We start from the raw sequence: 21,723 nt of genomic DNA, 5'->3' as shown, positions 1-21,723 counted from the left end.
CAACCTCAGGCGGAGGACTCGGGACGGCCGTCGGCCGCCCAGGCGGTGTGGAACGAGCCTTCGCGGTCGACCCGGCGGTAGGTGTGGGCACCGAAGTAGTCCCGCTGCCCCTGCACCAGCGCGGCGGGGAGCCGCTCGGCGCGCAGACCGTCGTAGTAGGCGAGCGCGGTGGAGAAGCCCGGCGTCGGGATGCCGAGCCGTACCGCCGTGGAGATCACCGAACGCCAGGAGTCCTGGGCGTCCTCGACGGCCTTCCGGAAGCCGCCGGAGGTCAGGAGCGTCGGCAGCGCGGGCTCCTCGGCGTACGCGGCGGTGATGTCGTTCAGGAACTTCGCGCGGATGATGCAACCGCCGCGCCAGATGGACGCGACCTTGCCGAGGTCGATGTCCCAGCCGTACTCGGCGCCGCCCGCCTGGATCTGGTTGAAGCCCTGGGCGTACGCCACCACCTTCGACGCGTACAGCGCCTGCTCGACGTCGTCCGCGAAGGTGTCCAAAGCGGACCCTGTCAGCGGAGCACGCGAAGGACCACCGAGACCGCGAGAGGCCTCACGCAGGTTCGACGAACCCGACAGCGACCGCGCGAAAACGGCTTCGGCGATCCCGCTGATCGGCACCCCCAGGTCCAGTCCGATTTGGACGGTCCAGCGGCCGGTGCCCTTCTGCTCGGCCTGATCCGCCACGATGTCGACGAAGGGCTTGCCCGACGCGGCGTCGGTGTGGGCCAGCACCTGCGAGGTGATCTCGATCAGGTAAGAGTCCAGCCGTCCGGAGTTCCAGGTCTGGAAGACCTCGGCGATCTCGGCGGGGGAGTAGCCGCCGGCGCCGCGCAGCAGATCGAACGATTCGGCGATCAACTGCATGTCGGCGTACTCGATGCCGTTGTGCACCATCTTCACGAAGTGCCCGGCGCCGTCCGCGCCCACGTGCGTGCAGCACGGTTCGCCGTCGACCTTCGCCGAGATGTCCTCGAACAGCGGCCCCAGCGACTGGTACGACTCCTTGGACCCGCCCGGCATGATGCTCGGCCCGTGCAGCGCGCCTTCCTCGCCGCCGGACACGCCGGTGCCGACGAAGTGGATGCCCTTCTCGCGCAGCGCGGCCTCGCGACGGCGGGTGTCCGCGAAATGCGCGTTGCCCGCGTCGACGATCACGTCGCCCTTTTCGAGGAGCGGGACGAACTCGTCGATCACGGCGTCCGTCGGCGCCCCGGCCTTGACCATGATCACGACCTGGCGCGGCCGTTCCAGCGCGTCGACGAACGCCTGCGCCGAATACGCCGGGATGAAATCGCCTTCGTCCCCGAACTGTTCGACCAGTTCCTTCGTCCGCTTCTCGGAACGGTTGTGCAGGGCCACCGTGTGCCCGTGCCTCGCCAGGTTCCTGGCCAGGTTGCGGCCCATGACCGCCAGTCCGGTGACCCCGATGCTCGCCTTCTTGCTCATCCGCACCCTTCCGCTTCGATTCCCCTGCCGAGCCTATCCCCGGTGAGGGATACGGCGCCGGGACGAGAAGGGATCAAACGAGAGTTATCCACAATGGGGTCGACCTGTGGACAACTCGGCTCGGTGGGCCGGGGTGGTCGGGGGGTGCCGGTACGCTGGGCTCGGGGTCGCCCCCCAGGGACGGGTGGGGGGCCGGGGTTCGGGCGCGCGAGGGTTTCGGGCGTTGCGAAGGCCACATTCACCGCCGTGAACGCGGGCTCCGCGACGCCGGGTGCGGAACGGGTGGAGCCGTCAGGAGAAGCACCGGATCGGGGCGCCGTTGAAGGTGACCATGTCCGCGAGCGCCGCCTGAAGATCGATCGGCGCGCCCCAGTCGAGGCCGTCGAGTTCGGCGTAGGCGCGATGCAGGTTCGCGGGAAGCCGTTCCTGTTCGGACAGTGCGTCGTAGGGCCCGAGATCGGCTTCGCGAGCGGCCTGGAGCGGCGTAAGGCCGGCGGCCTTCCCCCGGGCGGCGAGCTTCTGCAGGAAGCCGAGATAGCCGTCCACGACGTCGATCGCCTCCGGTCCGCAGATCGGGCCGTGCCCCGGCACGATCGTCTCCGGCTCCAGCTCGCGGACCACGTCCAGCGCCTTCCGCCAGCCGGCGGGCGAGCCCATCAGCGCGAACGGGCTGCCGCCGTTGAAGATCAGGTCGCCGACGAACAGCACCCGCCGTTCCGGCAGCCAGACCAGCACGTCGTTGGTGGTGTGCGCGGCGTGCCCCGGATGGATCAGCTCCAGCCGGACGTCGCCGGCGTGCACGGTCAGCCGGTCGTCGAAGAGGACTTCGGGCGGCCGCAGCTCCAGATGGCCCCAGTCGTTCCCGGTGAAGGCGTTCCCGTAGGTGTTGATCCCGGTCGCGACCATCACCTCACGCGTCTTCCGGTGCCCGACGATCGTCGCGCCGGCCGCCAGGTAGTTGCCGTTCGTGTGATCGCCGTGGTGATGCGTGTTGATCACGGTCGTCACCGGCGCCCCGCCGGTCGACGCCGCCGTCTCCAGGAGCGCGCGTGTGCGCCGTTCGGTGGAACAGGTGTCGATGATCACGGTGTGGTCGCCGCCGGAGACGAAACCGCAGTTGTTGATCCACCATGAGCCGTCGGGCTGGACGTACCCGAAGACACCATCGGTGACCTGCCGGGCGAAGGGTGATTGGGCCACTCGGTCACTATGCCCGACCAAGGTGTCCGAAATGTGATGAGCCGCTCCGCCACCAGGGTGACGCACCAGGTGACTGGTGTTTTCAGCCGTTTCCTGGAACGCTGCGCAATGTCATCATCGAACCCCGCAAGGTGGTCTACCCTGGGTGGGTTCGAATGTTCGCGCGCAGGACGGCGGGAAACCGTGGTCCTGGCTATGTGGTCCGGGAGAGCAAGGCTGATGGCCAGCACCGTCACCTCGCGCCGGAAGCAGCTCGGAAACGAGCTCCGGCATGCCCGCAACGCCGCGCGGATGACACAGCAGCAGGTCGCCGAGGTTCTCGGCTGCACCCAGGGCAAGGTCAACAAGATCGAGTCCGGTGCCGTCGGGGTCAAGCTCGGGGATGTGCGATCCATGCTGAACGCGTTCGGGATCAACGGCGACGAGGCCGACACGCTGATGAACCTGGCCCGCGCCGCGGCCGGGCAGCGCGGCCATTGGTCCGGTTACCGATCCGTGGTGCCGCATTGGTTCCGCACTTTCACCGACCTCGAACCCGCCGCCGCGGAGATCCTCACCTGGCACGGCGAGCGCATCCCCGGCCCGCTGCAGTCCGAGCACTACATGCTCAAGCAGTTCACCGAAGCGGGCGCCACCGACGTCACCTCGCTGGTGCGCAACAGGCTGGACCGCAAGGCCGTCTTCGAGCAGCAGCAGCCGCCCTACTACCGGTTCATCATCAGCGAAGGCGCCTTGCGCCGCGCTCCCGGTGGTTCCGCGCCCGCGGTGATGCTGGACCAGGTCGAGCATCTGCTGGCGCTGGAGAAGCATCCGCGCGTGTATGTGCACGTGTTGCCGTTCGGCGCCCGGCTCGCCGCCGTGCCCAACGATTTCACCATCATGCGTTTTCCCGACCGCACCAGGGATTTCGTCTACATCGAGCATTCCGCCGGCGGGTTGTACCTCGACGACGTCAAGGACTTCAACATTTTCGTCGATTCCTGGGACAGGTTGCGCGGAGCCGCGCTGGAACGCCAGGAGACCCGGCAGTTCCTCAAGGAACTCGCCGAGCTGTACCGCAATCAGATGCAATCCTGAAAGCGCGGGATGTCCCTTCGGTAGGGTTGCGGGACATCACCGCGGCCGAGTGGACAGGGGCAGGACGTGGACCCGGAGTTCGTGCCCGAAGGCGTCGATCTCGAGCGGCCCAACGCCGCCCGGATCTACGACTGGGCGCTCGGGGGAACCGCGAACTGGGCGGTGGACCGGGAATTCGGCGAGCAGCTGGTCAAGGCCTTCCCGCTCATCCGCACCGGCGCCAGGGCGAACCGCGCCTTCCTCGGCCGCGCCGTGCGTTATTGCGTCGAGAACGGCGTGACCCAGTTCCTCGACCTCGGATCCGGCGTGCCGACCGTCGGCAACGTCCATGAGATCGCCGACGACGTCGACTCGGACAGCCGCTGCGTCTATGTCGACAACGAACCGGTCGCCGTCGCGCACGCCAAGATCCTGCTGGAGAAAGGCGGCGACCCCGCCCGGCACGCGGTGATCGGCGGCGACCTGCGCGACGCGGACGACGTCTGGGAGCGTGCCTTCGACACCGGCGTGCTCGACCCGGCGAAACCGGTCGCTTTGCTCACCGTCGCGGTCCTGCATTTCGTGCCGGGCCCCGAACTCGGCGGGATCATCGCGCGCTACCGCAGGCTGCTGCCCGCCGGTTCGTTCTACGTTCTTTCCCACGTCACGATGTCCGGCGTGGAAGGTGACGAGCTGGAACAGATCCAGCGCGTCGTCAAACAGTACGACCAGTCGAGCACGCCCGCCTCCTTCCGCGACCGCGAAGAGATCCTGAGCTTCTTCGGGGATTTCGAACTCGTGGAGCCCGGTCTGGTCCCGGTCGGCGCATGGCGGCTGGACGACCCCGGCTCGCCTACGCTTAACTGCGGCATCGGCGGGGTCGCCCGCAAACCCGCTTTCTGACGAGGTGTGACGGCATGACCACGCAGCAGGATCCCGTAGCCCCCGAAGGTGTCGATCTCGAACGACCCAACGTGGCCAGGGTGTACGACTGGTTCCTCGGCGGCTCGGCCAACTGGGCCATCGACCGCGAGTTCGGCGCTCAGGTGCTCAAGCAGTTCCCGGAGGTCAAGACGTTCGCCCGCGTCGGACGCGACTTCCTCGGCCGTGGCGTGGGATACCTGGCGCGCCAAGGGATCACCCAATTCCTCGACATCGGCTCCGGGGTCCCCACCGTCGGCAACGTCCACCAGATCGCGAGCGCGATCAACCCGGACTCCCGCGTCGTCTACATCGACATCGAGCCGGTCGCCGTCGCGCATTCCCAGCTGTTGCTGGAACGTGAGGGACTGCTGGGGCGGCACGCGGTCCTGCAGGGCGACGTGCGCGATCCCGACGACATCTGGAAGCGCGCCCTCGAAACCGGGGTGCTCGATCCCCGGCAGCCGATCGGGCTGGTCATGGTCGGCCTGCTGTACTTCCTCGGCCCGGACGAACCGGTGCACGAGATGGTCCAGCGCTATCTCGACCTGCTGCCGTCGGGTTCGTACTTCCTGTCCTCGCATCTGACCGAGGACGGCGTCACCCGCAAGGCGGGCGACAACCGCGAGAACGTCCAGGAGCTGTACAAGAAGACGAGCGCGCCGTTCCACCTGCGCTCGCGCGCGGAGTTCGCGGCGTTCTTCGACGGCCTGGAGATGGTGGAGCCGGGGATCGACTGGATGGCCGCCTGGCACCTCGACGAAGCGGCTTCCCGGGCGAGCGCCAGGTTCGCCGACGACCCGACCTTCACCGGCGGCTTGGGCGGGCTGGGACGCAAGCCCTGAGACCAGGTCCCGGAGGGATCAGGCCCGGCCGGTCAGATGCCCGATCAAGGGCGACAGCTCGAAGTGACCTTCGAGCGGACGGCCGGTCCTGATCAGGTCCCGGTGACCGCAGCGCCGTCCGGGGAAATCGACTTCGGAGTTCCACGGCGGCTGCTTGCGCAGTGGCGCCTGGATGAGGCTGAACCCGAACCGCTGACGCAGTTCGAGCCCGATGTTGCGGCGCTTGGCGGACGCCAGGCGTTCGTCCTCACGGCGGAACAACAGCGTGGTGAGGCGGACGGCCATCCGTCACACCCCCCGGCTCGGACGCGGCAACCGCGTCTGGTCCGCCGAACCGGCCAGGCCGAGACAACGCTCACAGGGCATCCCCGCGCCGACGGGGATCCATTCCAGGTGGTCGTAGGGCATCGCCGCGCCGCAGCGGGCGTGCAGGAATTCGGGGTGCGAACCCCCGGAGTGCAGGTCGAACAGATGCGCGGAGCGGCGGCTTTCCCCCGCCGTCCCGGCCATGAGCCTGCCGACGGCCAGTACCGTCGCAGGCATGGTGTCCTGAATGATCACGCTGATCCTCCCCCACGAGGTCGGCGATGGGTGGCCATGCGCCGCGGGGTGGTGCTCCGGCCGGTCACCTGCCGTCGGTGGCCTGCTGGAACGGCGAAACCCCTGCTGAACGCCCACCCGGTGGCGCGTGCCGCCGAGGTTTCTGCAGACTGCGAGCGATTCACCAACAACCGAGCCCCGGCCGCTGCGATTAATCCTACTCCTGGAATAATCTTCATGTCGAGGGTGGGCGGAGTTGATCACCCACTTGGCCGTGCGGGATAGTCCCGTTGAGGCAAGGAGAAGCTGGGGCAGTGACGGTTCGCGCTGGTGGCGGCCCGCACCCCCGACCGACGTTCGGAGGTACGACCAATGGCCGATTATCCATCGGCGGCGGATTACGATCCGACCACGGCCGTGTCGCTGTTCGACGACGCCGCGTGGGAGAAGTCCTTCGCGAGCGAGCCCAACGGGGGGAACTGTGTCGAGGTCAACCTCGGCCGGGAAGGCCTGGTCGGGGTGCGCGACACCAAGCTGGCCACGAGTCCCGTCTTCGTCTTCGATTCCGGTGAGTGGAACGCGTTCCTCAAGGCCGTCAAGGCCGGGCAGTTCGATTTGAGTCCATGACGAACGGCTCGCGTGCCCATCGTGGACACGCGAGCCATCCGATCTTCGGTCACAGTGAGTCACGCCGGGGCCGGGAGCCCGTTCCCGCGCAACCTGGACTTCGTGCGCCGCCAGGCGACAACGATCAGGACGGCGAGGACGATCAGCGGGATCAGGCTGATCGACCAGCTCACCGCCATCGGCGGCCCCGGCTGTTCGAGCACCGTCAGATCCCGGAGTTCCCCCGTTCCCCGGCCGGCGGGCCCGTCGATCTCGAACCGGAACGTCCACGCCCCCTCGGTCTTCAGCGCCCGGATGTCCAGCCCCCACACCTCCAGCTTCCGTGGATGCTTCGCCAGCGGCTGCGGCCGGCCCAGCCGCCCGGTCTCCGGATTGACGAACGCGAGCGTCCCCGACTTCCCGGCGATCCCGTCATCCGGGATGAACGTGAAATCCAGCGATTGCATGGCTCGCAACGGCCAGGTGCTGAACCCGACCGTCATCCCGTACGGGCCGACCTGCACCCGTTCGGTATGGACGATGTTCACCGGTTCGTAGGCGTTCGCCGCGGGGGTGGTCGCGAACAGCAACCCGATCGCCGCCGCCAGCGCCAGCAAGGCCTTACGCATGCGTGTTCTCCCCCTTCGCCGGGGCCAGCAGCCTCAGCATCCCGCCGAACCGCCACCCGGCGAACCCGCCGAGCAGCCCGAACACCGCGCCCGCCGCGGCCGTCCCGAACACGACCGGCCAGTCGAGCGAGCCCCCGTAGACGAGCACGTTCTGGATCGGCATGGTCGCGCCGATCAGCAGACCGCCGATCCCGCCCGCCAGCACCGAAACGCGGCCCGCGGACCAGCCTCGCCGCGAAAGCAGGTAGACCGCTTCGAGGACCGCGGCGATCGGCAGCAACGCCATCGGCATCATCGCGGGCATCGCGGGCACGCCGTCGATGTAGTCGCGCATCGGCAGGCCGACGGCACTCGCGTACGCCTCCGCTGCCCACGGCGAGAACCACCAGGTGATCGCCTGGATGACCGCGAGCGCGGCGGCGACCCGCACGGCCCCGCCCGGCCTGCCCCAGAAACCCGCGCCCGCCGAGACCAGCAGCACCGAAAGCAGGGCGATGCCCACGGAGACGACGTCGACCGGGTCGGCGTCGATCTGCTGCAGCCCCAGCACCGTGACCGTGCTGAACGCGATCAGCACGCCGAGACTGCCGACCACCCCGGCCGTGCCCCAGCGGTGTTCCCGCGCCGCCGCGAACACCATGACCGTGCCGATGATGCTCAACGTGATCGACAGCAGCAACCCGATGTGCGGCGGCGAGTCGATCACCGCGTCGAAGCCGTACAGGCCGTGCCACCACTGGTCCCACAGGCCGTACAGCAGGAACATCGCCGCGCCCGCCCCGGTCACCAGGTAGCCGGCCGGTGCGGCGAAGACCTTGCCGAAGACGTTGATCGCGCGCCCGCCGACGCGCGCGTCGACCGGCCGGCCCGCCCGGCGCGCCGCCGTGGTCATCAGCACGACCACGAGGCTCGCGAGCCCGGAGATCGCGCTGCCCGAATACAGGAACAGATGCGGCAACGTGAAGAACGTGTCCGGGCCGACGTCGCCGTGCCACTGGATGTCCCAGGTCAGCCCGATCAGCGAGATCACCGATCCGGCCAGCACCGTGCCCGCCGGCACGAGCCCGGTGCGCTCGCTTCGTGCCACCGAGGCGACCCTCGCCCCTCCCGCGGTGAGATCCATACCCCCGACCTCCCTCTCTTACTTGACCAGCAAAGGAAAAACGTGCTGCGTGGCGCCGGACGGCCCGCGCAGTGAAACGGTGATCTCCCATTGCCCCGACATCGGCAGCAGCACGTCGCCGGTGCGATACCGGCCAGGTGCCTCCGCGATCGCGGGAGACGGCGCGAGGGCGTGTCCCATCTGCGGCATGACGGGTTCGAGGGTGACCACTTCCGGGGTCGCGCCCGTGACGCTCACGGCGAAGACGTTGCCGCCCTGGTGCGGATCCTCGACCGACAACTGCACGGTGTACGGGCCTTGCGTCGACCGCTGCACCTGCTCTCCGCCACTGGCGGGCCACAACAACCAGGCCACGATCGCCACCACGAGCACGGCGACCACGGAGATGAGGAGAACGGGCCTTCGTCTGTCTACTGTGGAGTCCACTGGGGAATTCACTGGGGCGCCCCTCCCGGCGGTATTTCGAGCTGCATGGGCACGGTCAGCACCGTGTAGTCGCGTTCGGCCTGCAGCCAGATCCGGTACTTGCCGGGGGCGGCGAAGGTGTAGGTGAACGGGACAGCGGGGCCGTACGCGGCGACGGTCTCGTCGGGTTTCCCCGGCATGCCAGGGGATTGCGGGATCATCGAATGCACGTGGGCCCAGGTCGGCGCGGCAGCGGCATCCGCGCCGACCCGGCCGTCGCCGGTTATCGGGCCGACGACGATCAGGTGGCCGAGCATGCCCAGCCACGGTTGGAGATCCGCACGGGCGAACCGCGCGGTGATCGTCGTCGGCGTGCCCGGTTTGATGTCGATGTCGACCGGGTCGCCGCCGACGACCCGCGGACCCGCCCCCGCGGGCACCGGCTCGGCGGGGGATTCCGGCCCCGCCGCGACACCCATCGTGGTCCGGGCCAGCTGGACGCCGCCGCCCCGCCGCGCGAGTTCGGCGGCGACCGCGTAGGTCCCGGACTCGGGCGGGGTGAACTTGACCCGGTAGTCGCCGGGGCCGACCCGCACCGGATGCAGATGCCAGAGCCTGCCCGTCGGCGAGATGACGACGAGATGGATCAAAGCGTTGTCGTGCACCAGAAGATCGTCGACCGGACGGCCGGTCGCGCCGTCGGCCAGCGCGATCCGGACCTCGGCGAGACCGCCTGCCCTGGCGCCGGGGGAGTGCACGGCGAGATTCACCGGCGGCCGTGAGAAGTCCACTGTGGACAGCTGTGCGTTCGCGTACGGGTCCTGGATGTTGTCGATCGTCGGGTCCAGCGCCGCTCCCGGCGCGGGCGGAGGTGGCGTCGACGCCGAGAGCATCGCGCCGGTGATCGCGACCGCGAGCGCGGCGACCATCCCGCCCGCTGGGATCAGCGCGAGTTGTGGCCGTTTGACGTGCATCGCGATGACGAGACCGAGCACCAGGAACACGCCCGCGGCGACGAAACCGCCGAAGGTGGCCTTTTCCCACGGGGGGATGACCCTGGCCGGGACGATGAACGGGATCGACCCGGTGTCCGTCCCGTCGTCGAGGCCGAGTTCCCAAGGCCCCGGTTGGCCGACCCGCAGCAGCGCCGAATAGGCGCCTGGCCGTTCACCCAACTGGACCGTCGTTTCGGAGAACGTCGTTCCCGCGGTGGACGCGCGCAGTTTCAGCGTGCCCGGCGCGCTCCCGGCGTGCGTGAGGACGTCGACGTGCAGTGGGCCGGGTGCGATGTCCATCCGGCGCAGCACGATCGTGAGATCCCGGGTGCCGAGCGTCTGCGCGACCTGGACGTCCGCCCCGCTGGACACGCCGTCCGCCTGGGCCGTGCCGCCCGACAGCAAGAACGCCAGCGCACAGAGCACGAGTACGCGGACGATGATCAACGGCGCCGTGCGCCGCCCCCTCGGTGAATTCCCCATCCCGGCTGAAGTTAACGGCGGCGCCAAGGGAAAGCGTCACGGTGCGGGGTGAACCGGGGTCCCCCGTAAAGGGGACCACGGCCCTTACTCCGGTGGGGGTTTCGTACACCTCGATCTTCGGGAGGTGTGCGTTCGGCGGTTACGATGAGCTTTCCGGCGGCAGTCGTGATCGGCAGGCAGGAGACGACATGAGTGCGCCCCGTGCGCCGTTCCGGTTCGGCGTTGTTCTGGTGTCCGAGGCGTGTTCCCGGGCGGAGTGGGTGGCCAAGTGCCGCCGCGCGGAAGAACTCGGTTACGACGTCGTCTCCGCCTGCGAGCACGTGAACCTCCCGTCTCCGTTTCCCTCCGTGATCCTCGCGGCGGAAGCGACGGAGCGGCCGAGGATCGGTATCTACGTCCTGAACACCAGTTTCCACAATCCGACGCTGCTGGCCAGGGACGTGGTCACGGTGGATCAGTTCGTGGAAGGCCGGCTCGAACTCGGACTGGGCACGGGCTACGTCGAATGGGAATTCCAGAAGACGGGGATTCCCTTCGGTACCCCGGGCAGCCGGGTGGACCGTCTGGAGACGACGCTCGGCGAGCTGCGGCGCCTCCTCGCCGATCCGGAGCACCCGAAGTCGGTGCAGCGGCCGCATCCTCCGATCCTGGTCGGAGGGCATGGCGATCGGGTGCTGCGGCTGGCGGCGCGGAACGCGCAGATCGTCAGTTTCGTCGGTGCCCAGTACCGCGCGGAGTACGGGCGGATGGTCATCGCGACCGCCGAGGAAATGGCGGAGCGGGCCGAGTTCGTGCGTCGCGCGGCCGGTGCCAGGGCCGAGGAGATCGAATACAACATCCTGTCCAAGGCGACCGTGCTCACCAAGGACCGGAGGTCCGCGCTCGACCAGGTCCGCCGTTTCGCGCCGCATCTGGACGACGAACAAATTCTCGCCGCTCCGACGGTGTCGATCGGGACGCCGCGGCAGATCGCCGAACAGCTCCGGGAGAACCGTGAGGTGTACGGGATCAACTACATCACGGTGATGGAACCGGCGATGGAAGCCTTCGGCGAGGTGATCGAGGCCATGCGCTGAAAGCCCGCGCCCGAAAGCGCGTTCAGAGGACTAAACGCGGGCGCTTCCGGGGCCGGTGGTGCCGCCCAGGAAACGGTACGCGCGGGGGTGGGCCCGGAACCAGACGTTCAGCTTGCCGATCCGGCGCACGAGCGAGGAGCGCAACGGCACCGGTACCAGCCCGCCGAAGACCCGGACCGCCGTGCGGAAGCGGTCGAACCGGCGCTGGTCCCGCTCTGTCCACTGTAGACCGAGGCGAGCCCGCAGCGCGGGCGGCAGTGTGCCCCGGATGACGAACATCTGCCCGCGGTACTGCCACCGTTGAAGCCGTGTCCAGCGTTCGTCAGGCAGCCATCGCCACGGCTTCTTCACCGTCCGGATCGTCTCGAACAACGTCGAGATCGTCTCGTTCGGACCGAATCCGTCGAGCGTTTCCGCGTAGTACCGCTCGAATTCCGGCCAGGTCGGGGGCAGATCCTGTGCGCGCAGACCGAGAAGCCGCCCGACATCGCACATCTGCGCGTAGTACTCGTCCAGTTCGGACCGGGTCATCGGTGTGCCGTAGAACCGTTGTGTGTCAACGGGAACCATGACGAGTGTGGCGTGAACCCAGGCGTAGGCGTGCGGGTTCAGCGCGCTGTAGCGGTGACCGTCGGCGTCGACCCCGGTGAACGAGCGGTGCAGGGCGCGCAGCCGGTCCGCCTCGTACCGGGCTCCCGCCGGACCGCCGTAGATGTAGATGGACAGCGACGCGGCCGTGCGCATCAGCCGGGTCCACGGATCCTCGATGTAGTCGGAATGATCCCGGACCCCGGCCGCCACGACCGGATGCGCGACCTGCAGCACCAGCACCTGACCGGCCAGCAACCCGGCCCGGAAGTCCCCGAAGTACCTCCACGCCGCCGTCCCCTTGACGATCGGCGGACCGCTCATGACGCGCCGCGGACGAGCATCATCAACGACAGCGCCACCCCGACGCCGTCGTCGCCGGTGGCGAGCCTGCGCAACTGCAGTCCGGCGATCAGCGCCACGACCGGGCCGGTCAGCCGCTCCGGCGACGGCACGCCGAGCGTCCGCAGGATCACCAGCGCGAGTTCGTCGTAGGCGGCGAAACAGCGCGCGGCCGCGTCCTGGAGTCCCGGATCGCGCGCGGCCTGCAGGTACAGCTCGTGCGCGCCGAGTTCGTCGGTGCCGAAAGGGAGCTGCGCGATGACCTGTTCGACCACCGACGCGGCCTGTTCGATGCTCAGCCCCTGTTCGCGGTAGGCGTCGACGAACCCGGTCAGCTTCGCGGTCTCTTCCTCGACGAACAGCAGCATCGCCTCGCGCAGCAACGCGGTCTGGCTCGGGAAGTGGTAGGTCAGCGTGCCGAGCGAAACGCCGGCAGCGGTCGCGATGCGGCGGTTGGTCAGCCCGCCGACCCCCTGTTCCCCGACCACCTTGAGGGCGGCGTGGAGGATGGTCTCGCGGGTGCTCACCAAGCGGTCTCGGGTTTGCGGTCCTGCCACCGTTCGACCTCTTCCAGTTGCGCCGCCAACGAGATCAGCCGTTCCTCGGAGTGCGAGGGGCCGAGCAGTTGCCCGCCGAGCGGAAGCCCCGCCGGGCTCGGTCCGGCAGGCACGTTGACGCCCGGCCAGCCCAGCACGTTCCACGGCCAAGCGTAGGGGCACGCGGCGATCATGGCCTGGTCGGTCTGCCAGCCGCTGAGCCGGTCGAAACTGCCGATCCGCGGCGGCGGGGTCGCGGTGGTCGGGGTGAGCAGCACGTCCACCCGGCCGAACACCGAGCCGATCTGCCGCTGCAGCACCGGTTCCGCGGCCCTGGCGAGCCGCAGCGCCGGACCGGCGAGCGCCGAACCCTGCCGGGCGTTGGCCCGGGTGCGCGGATCGAGCCGCGTCTGATCCGGGACGCGACGGGACCAGTCACGCACGCCCACGAGCGACCGCGGCAGGAAGGTGAGGCCGATCAGCCGGTAGTCCGGTTCGACCTCGACGATCTCGTGGCCGAGTTCGGCGAACCGCTCGGCGAGCCGGACGACGGCCGCGTGCGCGTCCGGGTCGAGCCGGGTTTTCGTGGCGGTGAAAGGGATCCGCGTGGACAGCCCGATGCGCATCCGGCCCGGTTCGCGGCGGGCGGCCGACTGGAACGCGGTGCCGGTCCCGGCGGCGACGTCGAGCAGTAGGGCCGCGTCGGCGACGGTACGCGCGAGCGGGCCGACCACGGTCAGGCCGTGGAACAGTTCCCGTTCGGTCGGGACCCGGCCGCGCTGCGGTTTGATCCCGACCAGATCGGTCCACGCGGCCGGGATCCGGATCGACCCGGCCCCGTCGGAACCCAGCGCGGCGGCGATCACCCCCGACGCGATGGCCGCCGCCGCGCCGCCGGAGGAACCGCCCGGCGTGCGCTCGGGGTCCCACGGATTGCGGGTCGCGCCGAACGCCGGGCCTTCGGTGAAGGGCCATTGGCCGAGTTCAGGGGTGTTGGTCTTGCCGATGAGCACCGCGCCCGCCGCGCGGAGGGCGGCGACGGGCGGGGAGTCCGCCGTCGCGGGGGAGAAGTCGCCTTCGCAGCCGAACGCCGTCGGCAACCCGGTGACGTCGAGGTCGTCCTTGATCGCGGTGGGGACGCCGAGCAGGGGAGCGGTCTCACCGTCGGCCAGCCGCCGGTCCGCCTCTTCAGCCTCGCGAAGGGCGTCCTCGTGGCGAAGGCACTTGAAGGCGTTGAGAGTCGGCTGGCTCGCTTCGGCGCGTTCGAGCGCCAGACGCGTCAGCTCGACGGAGGACGTCGCCCCACTGGCGAGCAGTGCGGCCTGTTCCGCCAGGCCGGTGAACGCGAGGCTCGGTTTCGAGGTGGTCATGGCTCCCCCTGCACGTCTCGTTCGTTCAAACGAACGATACCACCGAGTAGCGTCGGTGTGGTTACGTGACTTTCATGAACCTCGATCGCTTCCCCCGCGTCGACCTCGGCGGCTGTCCGACGCCGCTGCATCCGGCACCCCGTTTGGGCGAGGCCCTCGGCCTGAAGAACCTGCTGCTCAAACGGGACGACGTGCATCCACTCGGGGTGGGCGGCAACAAACTGCGCAAACTCGAGTTCCTGCTCGGCGCGGCGATCGAGGCGGGTGCCGACACGGTGATCACCTTCGGCGCGCTGCAGACCAACCACGGCCGCCAGACCGCCGCGGCCTGCGCGAAGCTCGGACTGCGGTGCGAACTCGTGCTCACCGCCAAGGTGCCGCGTGACGGCGACGCCTACGAACGGTCCGGCAACGTCGCCCTCGATCACCTCTTCGGCGCGAACGTGCACATCTGCCGGGACGGCGAGGAGACCGGCAAGACCTACGATCGGCTGATCACCGAGGCCGCGGCGGAGGGCCGTCAGGTGGCCACCTTCCCGGTCGGCGGCTCCGACGCCGTCGGGGCGCTCGGCTACGTCGCCGCCGCACAGGAGATCGCCGGGCAACTCGCCGAGCGCGGCATCACCGAGGCGCGGCTGGTCGCCCCGCACGCCAGCGGCGGAACTGCGGCCGGGCTGATCGTGGGGACGGCGGACCTCGACCGGCTGACGCTCGACATCGCCTGCGTCAGCCATCCGGTGGACGAAGCTCTGGACAACCTGTCCGACCTCACGACCGCGGCATCCGCCTTGCTGGGCAGGACGCCGCCGTCACTCGAAGGTCTGCGCATCGACGACCGCACGATCGGCCCCGGCTATGGCATCCCGACCGACGGGACCTGGGACGCGGTGCGGCTTTTCGGTCGTACGGAAGGGATCGCGCTCGATCCCGTGTACACCGGCAAAGTGGGCGCCGCGCTGATCGCCTGGGCCGCTGAAGGCCATTTCGCGGCCGACGAGCACGTTGTTTTCCTGCACACGGGCGGACTGCCCGGCCTCTACGGGTACGCCCCGGAATTCGCCGACGCGGTGAGCCGCTGACGCGACCTTCAGCATCCCCGCGATGAGGATCACGTGGGCCACCAGCGAAAGCCGTTGCGCGACACCGACCGGGACGATGTCGGTCAGTGTCATGAAGAACGGGATGTCGGACAGGCGCACGAAGATGAAGCTGAGCCCGAAGACGATCAGGCCGGTCGCGCTGCCCCAGGCCAGGCGGCCGACCTGCCTGGCCGCGGGGGTGCCGCGCAGGTTGTCGCGCAGGGTGAAACCGGCGGCGGGCAGGCTGAGGAACGCGATGAGGCAGGCGTAGAGGTGGATCTCGCCGCTGACCGGATCCGGGAACTCGGGGTAGCTCGCCGGGAAGATCGCGGCCGCCGCCAAACCGAGCGACCACAGCACGAAGAGCAGTTTCGTGGTGCGGCTGAGCGGGATCCCGGCCGCGGCCAGCGCGCCGAGCGCGGTGAGCGAGCCGATGGACAGCGAGAGCACGCTGGCCCCGAGCATGCCCGTGCCGCGGTCGACGTAGGCGTAGCTGGACAGCGTGTCGAACACCGGATCGCGCGAACTGATCAGGTGCAGCACGACCATGGTGAACAGTGCCCAGCCGATGGCCGCCGCCGACGCGATCAGCCAAGGCTTGGCGCGCGATCTCTCCCCGGGGAACGTCATGGGTCCAGGGTGCTCGCGCGGACGTGGCTTTCCGATCCGGGAAGCCCCCGGTTTTACCCTGGGGCTACCCGGAAGTCGACCAGTACCAGTAGCTGGTCATCGTGCCTTTTCGCGCGGGGCCAGCGCTCGCCGTCGGGGTCCTGTTTCTCCGCCGTGCGCACCGCGTCGAGTACCGCGTCCGGGCCCCGTTCCCGGCTGATGGCGAGCACTTCCGGCCAGTCGAACAGGTCGTATTCGTCGACGCCGATCGCGACGCCGTCCGTCGCCAGCAGCAGGGCGTCGACCTCCGAGCGCGGCCAGCTGCGGCGGACGGCCTCGGCGGCCGCCTTCGGTTCCGCCTCGGCGACCCAGAAGCCGTCCGGCGCGTTGCGTTTGGCGCGGACGTCGGAACCGGTGCGGAGCTGACCGCCGCCGCGCAGCGAGACCAGCCTGTCGTCGGTGAGCGGGTCGGCGCCGTCGGGCCCGAACGCGACGATCGGGCTGTCGGCGAGCACCAGTCCGTCGACGGTGTCGTCCGTCCAGCGCGCGATCGCGACCGTGCTCGACGGCGAGCGGCCCGGTTCGAGACCTTCGCGCCGCGCGACGTCGGCGATCGACTCGGCCAGCAGGACCGCGAGATCCGCTTGGGGTTCCGCGTTCAGCGCCTGCGAGAGGCTGTGCACGAGCAGGCTCGCGTACCAGCCGCCGGACGGGAGATCCGGCTGCGGCGAGGTCGCCCCGTCCAGTACCACCACGGCGTTTCCGAGCACGGCGACGTGGTCTTCGGTCGGGCGCGGTGATCCGTCCGGGCCGACTCCGTCCCTTTCCGCCACTGAGATTTCGGCCATGCCTCGACCCTAACTGTCAACTCCGGTTGACACAGGACGCATGTCAACGTAGGTTGACGTCATGACCGAAGCGACAGATCTGGCCGCGCGAGCCGGTGACCGCGATCCCCGCGTGGGATTGCGCGCCGTCGCCGCCTTGCGCCGGCTGTTGGAACAACTCGAAGCCGTGCAGGTCCGCAGCGCGCGGGTGCACGGATGGTCCTGGCAGGAGATCGCCGCCGAGCTGGGGGTCAGCAGGCAAGCGGTGCACAAGAAATACGGGAGGCACTGATGTTCGAACGCTTCAGCCACGAAGCCCGCGAAGTCGTCGTCGGGTCACAGCGGGTCGCGTCGGACGAAGCGGCCGCGACCGTCGACCCGCTGCACCTGCTGACGTCCCTCGCCCGGAACACGGGCGTGCTGACCACGCTGGGCTGCCCGGCCGACGAACTGGCCGACGATCTCCGGCGCGTGCGTCGCCGGGGCGGGATGAGCGACGCCGATGTCGAAGCGCTGAGCGGATTCGGCATCGACGTCGAGCACATCGTCGAACGGGTCGAGCAGACCCATGGCCCCGGCGCGCTGACCGGCGGTCAGCGGAGCGGGCGCGGCCACCGGCCCTTCACCGCGGACGCGAAGAAGGTACTGGAGAAGGGCCTTCATGAAGCCATCGATGTCGGTGACAAGCGCATCGAGGCCGAGCACCTCCTGCTCGCGCTGACGGCCCTTCCCGGCGTCGCGGCCGACGTCCTCGCTCAGCGGGGGATCGACTACCTCGCTGTCCGGCGGCTGCTGGAGCGCCGTCAGGCCAGCTGAGGTACGTGGGCGACGGTTGACCCAAGCCCGGTCCGTGAAGGCCTCCTTCCCTCGGCTCAGCCGAGGAAACTCGACCTTCGCACCTTGCCCAGACACCGTCCTCGAGCCGGTCAAGCCTCGTGAGTGGTAATGACGGTTAGAACCGTCATTACCACTCACGAGCGTTCACGCCAGACGGTCAGCGGCAGGAAGGCCTGCGTGAGCGGCCCGATGGCGAGGGCGTAGAGGATCGTGCCGATCCCGACGGTGCCGCCGAGCAGCCAGCCCGCGGCCAGGACGGTGATCTCGATGAGGGTCCGGACGAGGCGGATCGACCTGCCCGTCCGGGCCGCGAAGCCGGTCATCAGCCCGTCGCGGGGGCCCGGGCCGAGGCGCGCGCCGACGTAGATCGCGGCGGCGAGGCCGTTGAGCACCACCCCGGCGACCAGGTTGAGGAGCTGCCAGCCGAGGACGTGCTGGTCGGGCAGGAAGATCCGCACCAGGTCGACGGTGAGCGAGATGACCACGATGTTGGCGACGGTGCCGATCCCGGGCCGCTGCCGCAGGGGGATCCACAGCAGGAGCACCGCGACCGAAGCGAAGGCGGTGACCGTGCCGAACGTGAGGCCGGTGATCTTCATCAGGCCTTCGTGGAGGACGTCCCACGGATCGAGGCCGAGGCCTGACCTGGTCAGCATGGCCATGCTGCCGCCGTAGAGGGCGAGCCCGCCGACGAGCTGGATCGAGCGGCGGGTGGTGTCGTGCGAGATGCCGACGGGTCTGAGGTCGAGTTTTAGTGCCACGAGTGCACCATCGGGCGTAAGTGGCTACCTTGACCATGGCCAATCCGCAATAATTGGTCTTATGGAACCGCTGATTCCGCTGACTGGTCGTGTTTCGGGCCTGAAATTGGCCACTTTGCTGGGGAGTTGGCGACAGAGTGGTTCTCGTCACGGCGCCGCCGATCTCGCGGCCGCTGTCGAGCTGCTGGTCCTCGACGGCAGGCTCCCGCTCGGCACGAAGCTCCCGGCCGAACGGGAACTCGCCGACGCGCTGGAGGTCAGCCGCACGCTGATCGGCGCCGCGCTGGACAAACTGCGGGCCGACGGGCTGGTCGCCAGCCGTCGCGGGGCCGGATCCTGGATCGCGTCGCCCGGCGGCCGGGGCCGGGAGACGCTCCTGACGTCCGGCGAGGACCTCATCGACCTCGCCCAGGCCTGCCCGCCCGCCATCGCCGGCCTCGTCGCGGGCGTGGACGCCGCCCGGAAGGCGCTGGGGGACCACCTCGGCGAGAACGGCTATCACGTCCGCGGACTGCGGGTCCTGCGCGAGCGGATCGCCCGCCGCTACACCGAGCGCGGGCTGCCGACCAACGCCGATCAGGTGATGGTCACCAACGGCGCGCATCACGCGTTCGTGCAGGTCCTGCGGATGCTGGCCGGTCCCGGTGACCGGGTGCTGGTCGAGCAGCCGACGTACCCGAACGCGCTGGAGGCCATCGCCGCCGCGCACGCCATCCCCGTCCCGGTGCCGCTGGATCCGGCCACCGGCTGGGACGTCGTCGGCGTCGAGGCCGCGCTCCGGCAGTCCGCGCCGCGGCTCGCGTACTTCGTGGTGGACTTCCAGAACCCGACCGGACTGCGCCTGGACGCCGGCGGCCGTCAACGGCTCGCCGCCGCGCTGAGCCGCGCGCGGACGCCGTCGATCATCGACGAGACGATGGTCGAACTCGATCTCGAAGGCGATCCGGTCGACGGGCCACCGCCGCTCGGCGTGTTCGCGGGCGATCTCGGCATCACGATCGGCTCGGCGTCGAAGTCGCATTGGGCCGGGCTGCGGCTGGGCTGGATCCGCGCTTCGGAGGACGTCATCGGCAGGCTGATCGCGGCCCGCTTCGCCGTCGATCTGGGCTCCCCGGTCTTCGAGCAGCTAGTCCTGGCCGAACTGCTCGACGACGGCGGGGCCGCGCTGGCGCACCGTCGCGAGGAGACGCGGGCCTTGCGCGACGCGTTGACCGGGGCGCTGAACTGGTATTGCCCTGATTGGACGTTCACCGTGCCGCCGGGCGGGCTCGCACTGTGGTGCCGTCTGCCGGAGCCGATGAGCACGCGGCTGGCCGTCGCGGCGGCGGGACACGGGGTGCAGGTGGCGCCTGGCTCGCGGTTCGGCGTCCACGGTGGACTGGAGCGCTGGCTGCGGCTGCCGTACGCGTTGCCCGCCGACCGCCTCTTCGAGTCCGTACGGCGACTGGGCGTGGCCGCCGCTTCGGTGTCCGCTACCCCCGTCACGGTCACCCCCGCTTCCGTCCAGGTCACCTGACGCCCTCCTGGCGAGGAGTAAGGGGCGGAAAACGGAAATAGCCGGTGCGCCGGCGGGGCGGCCGATGCTCCAGGGAGGGCATCGGCGCCGCACGACCAGCGCACCGGCTATCCGGCCCGCCCCGGGGTCGAAACCCCGGGACGGGCACCGCGGCGGTTACCCGGCACAGCCCCTCGACGTGCCGGGAACCGCCCGCGGTTCAGGTGGTCTTCGAGCTTGGCCGGCTCCTGCTCGGCGCGGTGAGCAGAAGCCCCCGAAGTCCACCCGGTGCTGGTCCCGGCGCCGCAGGGGCAGCGCGGCGCCGGGGCCGGGATCCGAACCGGCCGGGCGCGGTCGGCCGTTCGGGAAGACGGGGGGAAAACCTGAACGAGGGCAGGCTGAAACGCGACTGGGCCGGGGTTTCTCAGAAGACGCCGAAAACCGAAGTTGATCTTGGTTTGGACGTGGTTCTCCCCGGCGACCCGGTCAGGTCAGTCGGGGGAGGTGGCGGGAAGCGCGGCTTCCCTGCCGGTGCGTTCGCCTTCGTGATCGCAGCCGGTGCCGATGAGCTTCAGCTGCGTGGCCGGGATCCCGGCGTCGAGTACGGCGAGCGGCCCGCGGCCGCCGCCGGAGTTGTCGTGCCCGGGGGAGGCGCTCGTCGTGGGCGCGAGCGGGGCCACCGGGGTGCTCGGCAGGCCACCGCCGCCGCCCGAGCCGCCGCCGTCCGGGGACGCGTGCGTGTCGGACGGCGCGGGCGCGGCCGGAGCGGGCTGGACGTCGGGCCGGACCCGGACGGGCAGGGTGACGACGCGGTGGGTCTGGGGGGCGCTCACCGGAGCGGGCGTTGCGGCCGGGACGACCGGAAGCGGGGCCGGGGTGACCGGGACGCCGGGCACGAGGGCCTTGGCCGGGACGGCGATGGTGACCGAGCCGCTCGCCGATTCGCCCGAGCCGCCGCCGAAGACCGGGTCGAGCACGTCGCCGACGCCGGGAAGGATCGTCGGGGTGCCCGAAGCGCAGCAGGGGCCCGGGGTCAGGATCGGCGCGACGACCGTCTCGCCGATTCCGCCGACGACCCCGCCGACCGTTTCGACGACGCCGCCGACGGTGTTCGTGACGACGTCCAGGACGCCGCCGATGAGGCCGCCCAGCAGACCGTTGGCCGCCTGGGGCGTCGCGGTCTGGGTGCTCTTGTCGGCGGTTTTCCCGGCGGGCTCCGAAACGGCCTTCTCCTCGACGGTGGCCTCAGGCTCCTCGCTCGGCGCGGGAGCGGGCTCTTCGGCCGGGGATCCGGTTTCCGGGGATTCTTCCTTCGGCGATTCCGTCTTCGAGGATTCGGTGGTTTCGGTGGGTTTCGTGGCCTCGACCGTGCCGGAGTCCGAAGTGGACTCGTTCGGAGTAGTCGTTTTCCCGGACTCGGTTTCGGTCGACGGCTGGACCACGGAGGTCTCCGGCGTCGTGGCCGTCGGCTCCTCGGCCGAAGCCGGGGTGCTCAGGACGGCGCCGAGGATCCAGCCGGTGACCGCGAGTCCGCAGGCGAAAAGGATTCGCGCGCCCGCGTTCGACGACGTCTTCGGCGCGATGAGGCCGCGAGGACGCACGACTGCCGTACCACTCATGGCAATCACCGCCGTCCGCGCCTGAAACCCACGTTCTCCGCGTGAGTTCGATCTTTCTTGGGGTCTCTTCCGGCCAGGTCGCAGTTCCCCCGGGGCTGCACCAGTTTTAGCACCGGAGGGGAGTGTTTCACCTCCGCCGCCGCCGATCCAGCCCGTTAGGCGGAACGACGCAACCGGCTCCGGTGCCTGGAGTACTGAAGTTGATCACTCTCGGTGTGTGCCACACGGCCATCCGGGCACACGTGGAACTACTCAAATCCTCGGTGACCTGATGTTTTCAAGGCTCGAGCCGGATCCTCGCTGCGGTGTGTGCCGTCGAAGTCGCGTTCGGTGATC

Annotated in this window: 23 protein-coding genes and 1 pseudogene; 9 read left to right on the top strand and 15 right to left on the bottom strand. The window is 69.7% G+C overall.

What is annotated here, in order from left to right; translation table 11 throughout:
• Positions 1-5 precede the first annotated feature (5 nt).
• Both gndA and SD37_RS39185 read right to left on the bottom strand, forming a co-directional pair.
• A complete protein-coding gene (gndA, locus tag SD37_RS39190) occupies positions 6-1,445 on the bottom strand; it encodes an NADP-dependent phosphogluconate dehydrogenase (RefSeq protein ID WP_044855141.1) in 1,440 nt (479 codons plus the stop codon).
• 291 nt (positions 1,446-1,736) lie between these two features.
• Positions 1,737-2,645, bottom strand: a complete 909-nt coding sequence (locus tag SD37_RS39185) for an MBL fold metallo-hydrolase (RefSeq protein ID WP_044855140.1) — start codon at positions 2,643-2,645, stop codon at positions 1,737-1,739.
• A 219-nt stretch (positions 2,646-2,864) separates the two neighbouring features.
• Here SD37_RS39185 and SD37_RS39180 point away from each other — a divergent pair, with 219 nt between their 5' ends.
• The 3 genes from SD37_RS39180 (at position 2,865) to SD37_RS39170 (ending at position 5,467) form a co-directional block, all read left to right on the top strand.
• Positions 2,865-3,722: a helix-turn-helix domain-containing protein gene (locus tag SD37_RS39180; protein ID WP_044855139.1), complete on the top strand. Its 858-nt coding sequence runs from the start codon at positions 2,865-2,867 to the stop codon at positions 3,720-3,722.
• 66 nt (positions 3,723-3,788) lie between these two features.
• Entirely contained in the window at positions 3,789-4,604 is an 816-nt protein-coding gene (locus tag SD37_RS39175) for an SAM-dependent methyltransferase (RefSeq protein ID WP_044855138.1), read from the top strand.
• Between the two features lie 14 nt (positions 4,605-4,618).
• Positions 4,619-5,467, top strand: a complete 849-nt coding sequence (locus SD37_RS39170; protein ID WP_044855137.1) for an SAM-dependent methyltransferase — start codon at positions 4,619-4,621, stop codon at positions 5,465-5,467.
• 18 nt (positions 5,468-5,485) lie between these two features.
• On the opposite strand, the gene SD37_RS39165 is transcribed toward SD37_RS39170, so the two are convergent.
• The gene (locus SD37_RS39165) at positions 5,486-5,752 is read right to left on the bottom strand and encodes a hypothetical protein (RefSeq protein WP_037319229.1); all 267 of its coding nucleotides are present in this window, start codon (positions 5,750-5,752) and stop codon (positions 5,486-5,488) included.
• A 3-nt stretch (positions 5,753-5,755) separates the two neighbouring features.
• Positions 5,756-6,028: a hypothetical protein gene (locus SD37_RS39160; RefSeq protein WP_037319232.1), complete on the bottom strand. Its 273-nt coding sequence runs from the start codon at positions 6,026-6,028 to the stop codon at positions 5,756-5,758.
• Between the two features lie 351 nt (positions 6,029-6,379).
• On the opposite strand from SD37_RS39160, the gene SD37_RS39155 reads away from it, so the two are divergent.
• The gene (locus tag SD37_RS39155; RefSeq protein WP_037319235.1) at positions 6,380-6,634 is read left to right on the top strand and encodes a DUF397 domain-containing protein; all 255 of its coding nucleotides are present in this window, start codon (positions 6,380-6,382) and stop codon (positions 6,632-6,634) included.
• Positions 6,635-6,693: 59 nt separating this feature from the next.
• On the opposite strand, the gene SD37_RS39150 is transcribed toward SD37_RS39155, so the two are convergent.
• The 4 genes from SD37_RS39150 to SD37_RS39135 are packed head-to-tail and all read right to left on the bottom strand — an operon-like array spanning position 6,694 to position 10,248.
• Positions 6,694-7,242: a hypothetical protein gene (locus tag SD37_RS39150; protein WP_044855136.1), complete on the bottom strand. Its 549-nt coding sequence runs from the start codon at positions 7,240-7,242 to the stop codon at positions 6,694-6,696.
• Complete coding sequence (locus tag SD37_RS39145; protein WP_044855135.1) at positions 7,235-8,365, bottom strand: hypothetical protein; 1,131 nt, start codon at positions 8,363-8,365, stop codon at positions 7,235-7,237. Before SD37_RS39145 ends, SD37_RS39150 begins: the two co-directional genes overlap by 8 nt.
• Before the next feature lie 18 nt (positions 8,366-8,383).
• A complete protein-coding gene (locus tag SD37_RS39140; RefSeq protein WP_044855134.1) occupies positions 8,384-8,791 on the bottom strand; it encodes a FixH family protein in 408 nt (135 codons plus the stop codon).
• A gap of 8 nt (positions 8,792-8,799) precedes the next feature.
• On the bottom strand, positions 8,800-10,248 hold the full coding sequence (locus tag SD37_RS39135; protein WP_044855133.1) for a hypothetical protein: 1,449 nt from the start codon (positions 10,246-10,248) through the stop codon (positions 8,800-8,802).
• 188 nt (positions 10,249-10,436) lie between these two features.
• Between SD37_RS39135 and SD37_RS39130 the strand changes: the two genes are divergently transcribed.
• Positions 10,437-11,324, top strand: a complete 888-nt coding sequence (locus tag SD37_RS39130) for an LLM class F420-dependent oxidoreductase (RefSeq protein WP_044855132.1) — start codon at positions 10,437-10,439, stop codon at positions 11,322-11,324.
• 30 nt (positions 11,325-11,354) lie between these two features.
• Here SD37_RS39130 and SD37_RS39125 read toward each other — a convergent pair whose 3' ends face one another.
• From SD37_RS39125 to SD37_RS39115, 3 genes are read right to left on the bottom strand one after another with little or no spacing between them, the layout of a single operon-like run.
• Positions 11,355-12,236: an oxygenase MpaB family protein gene (locus SD37_RS39125; RefSeq protein WP_044855131.1), complete on the bottom strand. Its 882-nt coding sequence runs from the start codon at positions 12,234-12,236 to the stop codon at positions 11,355-11,357.
• A complete protein-coding gene (locus SD37_RS39120) occupies positions 12,233-12,781 on the bottom strand; it encodes a TetR/AcrR family transcriptional regulator (protein WP_174567891.1) in 549 nt (182 codons plus the stop codon). Before SD37_RS39120 ends, SD37_RS39125 begins: the two co-directional genes overlap by 4 nt.
• Positions 12,778-14,160 (bottom strand): amidase, encoded by a 1,383-nt coding sequence (locus SD37_RS39115; RefSeq protein WP_044855129.1) that lies wholly within the window; start codon positions 14,158-14,160, stop codon positions 12,778-12,780. Before SD37_RS39115 ends, SD37_RS39120 begins: the two co-directional genes overlap by 4 nt.
• Before the next feature lie 74 nt (positions 14,161-14,234).
• On the opposite strand from SD37_RS39115, the gene SD37_RS39110 reads away from it, so the two are divergent.
• Positions 14,235-15,239 (top strand): D-cysteine desulfhydrase family protein, encoded by a 1,005-nt coding sequence (locus SD37_RS39110; RefSeq protein WP_044855323.1) that lies wholly within the window; start codon positions 14,235-14,237, stop codon positions 15,237-15,239.
• Between the two features lie 78 nt (positions 15,240-15,317).
• On the opposite strand, the pseudogene SD37_RS42340 reads toward SD37_RS39110, so the two are convergent.
• Together SD37_RS42340 and SD37_RS39100 are read right to left on the bottom strand one after the other, a co-directional pair.
• Positions 15,318-15,788 (bottom strand): annotated as a pseudogene (locus SD37_RS42340) (DUF998 domain-containing protein); the annotation flags it as partial.
• A gap of 134 nt (positions 15,789-15,922) precedes the next feature.
• Positions 15,923-16,696: a protein phosphatase 2C domain-containing protein gene (locus SD37_RS39100; protein ID WP_044855127.1), complete on the bottom strand. Its 774-nt coding sequence runs from the start codon at positions 16,694-16,696 to the stop codon at positions 15,923-15,925.
• A gap of 61 nt (positions 16,697-16,757) precedes the next feature.
• Between SD37_RS39100 and SD37_RS39095 the strand changes: the two genes are divergently transcribed.
• Positions 16,758-16,967, top strand: coding sequence for a sigma factor-like helix-turn-helix DNA-binding protein (locus SD37_RS39095; protein ID WP_004559389.1), 210 nt, complete (start codon positions 16,758-16,760; stop codon positions 16,965-16,967).
• Entirely contained in the window at positions 16,967-17,491 is a 525-nt protein-coding gene (locus SD37_RS39090) for a Clp protease N-terminal domain-containing protein (RefSeq protein ID WP_044855126.1), read from the top strand. Before SD37_RS39095 ends, SD37_RS39090 begins: the two co-directional genes overlap by 1 nt.
• A 155-nt stretch (positions 17,492-17,646) precedes the next feature.
• Here SD37_RS39090 and yczE read toward each other — a convergent pair whose 3' ends face one another.
• Positions 17,647-18,273 (bottom strand): membrane protein YczE, encoded by a 627-nt coding sequence (yczE, locus tag SD37_RS39085; RefSeq protein WP_044855125.1) that lies wholly within the window; start codon positions 18,271-18,273, stop codon positions 17,647-17,649.
• Positions 18,274-18,334: 61 nt separating this feature from the next.
• Here yczE and yczR point away from each other — a divergent pair, with 61 nt between their 5' ends.
• Positions 18,335-19,789 (top strand): MocR-like transcription factor YczR, encoded by a 1,455-nt coding sequence (yczR, locus tag SD37_RS39080; protein ID WP_044855124.1) that lies wholly within the window; start codon positions 18,335-18,337, stop codon positions 19,787-19,789.
• A 470-nt stretch (positions 19,790-20,259) separates the two neighbouring features.
• Here yczR and SD37_RS39075 read toward each other — a convergent pair whose 3' ends face one another.
• Positions 20,260-21,387 (bottom strand): hypothetical protein, encoded by a 1,128-nt coding sequence (locus tag SD37_RS39075; protein WP_044855123.1) that lies wholly within the window; start codon positions 21,385-21,387, stop codon positions 20,260-20,262.
• Positions 21,388-21,723: the final 336 nt, after the last annotated feature.

Origin of the sequence: Amycolatopsis orientalis (assembly GCF_000943515.2) — a bacterium.
GTDB classification, from domain to species: domain Bacteria; phylum Actinomycetota; class Actinomycetes; order Mycobacteriales; family Pseudonocardiaceae; genus Amycolatopsis; species Amycolatopsis orientalis.
Note: the sequence above shows the minus strand (reverse complement) of the source record. Positions and strands in the feature narration are given on the sequence as shown.

Coding starts and splice junctions, on each gene's coding strand:
- gndA (WP_044855141.1), bottom strand. CDS start 1,445: ATGAGCAAGAAGGCGAGCATCGGGGTCACCGGACTGGCGGTCATGGGC.
- SD37_RS39180 (WP_044855139.1), top strand. CDS start 2,865: ATGGCCAGCACCGTCACCTCGCGCCGGAAGCAGCTCGGAAACGAGCTC.
- SD37_RS39170 (WP_044855137.1), top strand. CDS start 4,619: ATGACCACGCAGCAGGATCCCGTAGCCCCCGAAGGTGTCGATCTCGAA.
- SD37_RS39165 (WP_037319229.1), bottom strand. CDS start 5,752: ATGGCCGTCCGCCTCACCACGCTGTTGTTCCGCCGTGAGGACGAACGC.
- SD37_RS39155 (WP_037319235.1), top strand. CDS start 6,380: ATGGCCGATTATCCATCGGCGGCGGATTACGATCCGACCACGGCCGTG.
- SD37_RS39150 (WP_044855136.1), bottom strand. CDS start 7,242: ATGCGTAAGGCCTTGCTGGCGCTGGCGGCGGCGATCGGGTTGCTGTTC.
- SD37_RS39145 (WP_044855135.1), bottom strand. CDS start 8,365: ATGGATCTCACCGCGGGAGGGGCGAGGGTCGCCTCGGTGGCACGAAGC.
- SD37_RS39135 (WP_044855133.1), bottom strand. CDS start 10,248: ATGGGGAATTCACCGAGGGGGCGGCGCACGGCGCCGTTGATCATCGTC.
- SD37_RS39130 (WP_044855132.1), top strand. CDS start 10,437: ATGAGTGCGCCCCGTGCGCCGTTCCGGTTCGGCGTTGTTCTGGTGTCC.
- SD37_RS39125 (WP_044855131.1), bottom strand. CDS start 12,236: ATGAGCGGTCCGCCGATCGTCAAGGGGACGGCGGCGTGGAGGTACTTC.
- SD37_RS39115 (WP_044855129.1), bottom strand. CDS start 14,160: ATGACCACCTCGAAACCGAGCCTCGCGTTCACCGGCCTGGCGGAACAG.
- SD37_RS39110 (WP_044855323.1), top strand. CDS start 14,235: ATGAACCTCGATCGCTTCCCCCGCGTCGACCTCGGCGGCTGTCCGACG.
- SD37_RS39100 (WP_044855127.1), bottom strand. CDS start 16,696: ATGGCCGAAATCTCAGTGGCGGAAAGGGACGGAGTCGGCCCGGACGGA.
- SD37_RS39095 (WP_004559389.1), top strand. CDS start 16,758: ATGACCGAAGCGACAGATCTGGCCGCGCGAGCCGGTGACCGCGATCCC.
- SD37_RS39090 (WP_044855126.1), top strand. CDS start 16,967: ATGTTCGAACGCTTCAGCCACGAAGCCCGCGAAGTCGTCGTCGGGTCA.
- yczR (WP_044855124.1), top strand. CDS start 18,335: ATGGAACCGCTGATTCCGCTGACTGGTCGTGTTTCGGGCCTGAAATTG.
- SD37_RS39075 (WP_044855123.1), bottom strand. CDS start 21,387: ATGAGTGGTACGGCAGTCGTGCGTCCTCGCGGCCTCATCGCGCCGAAG.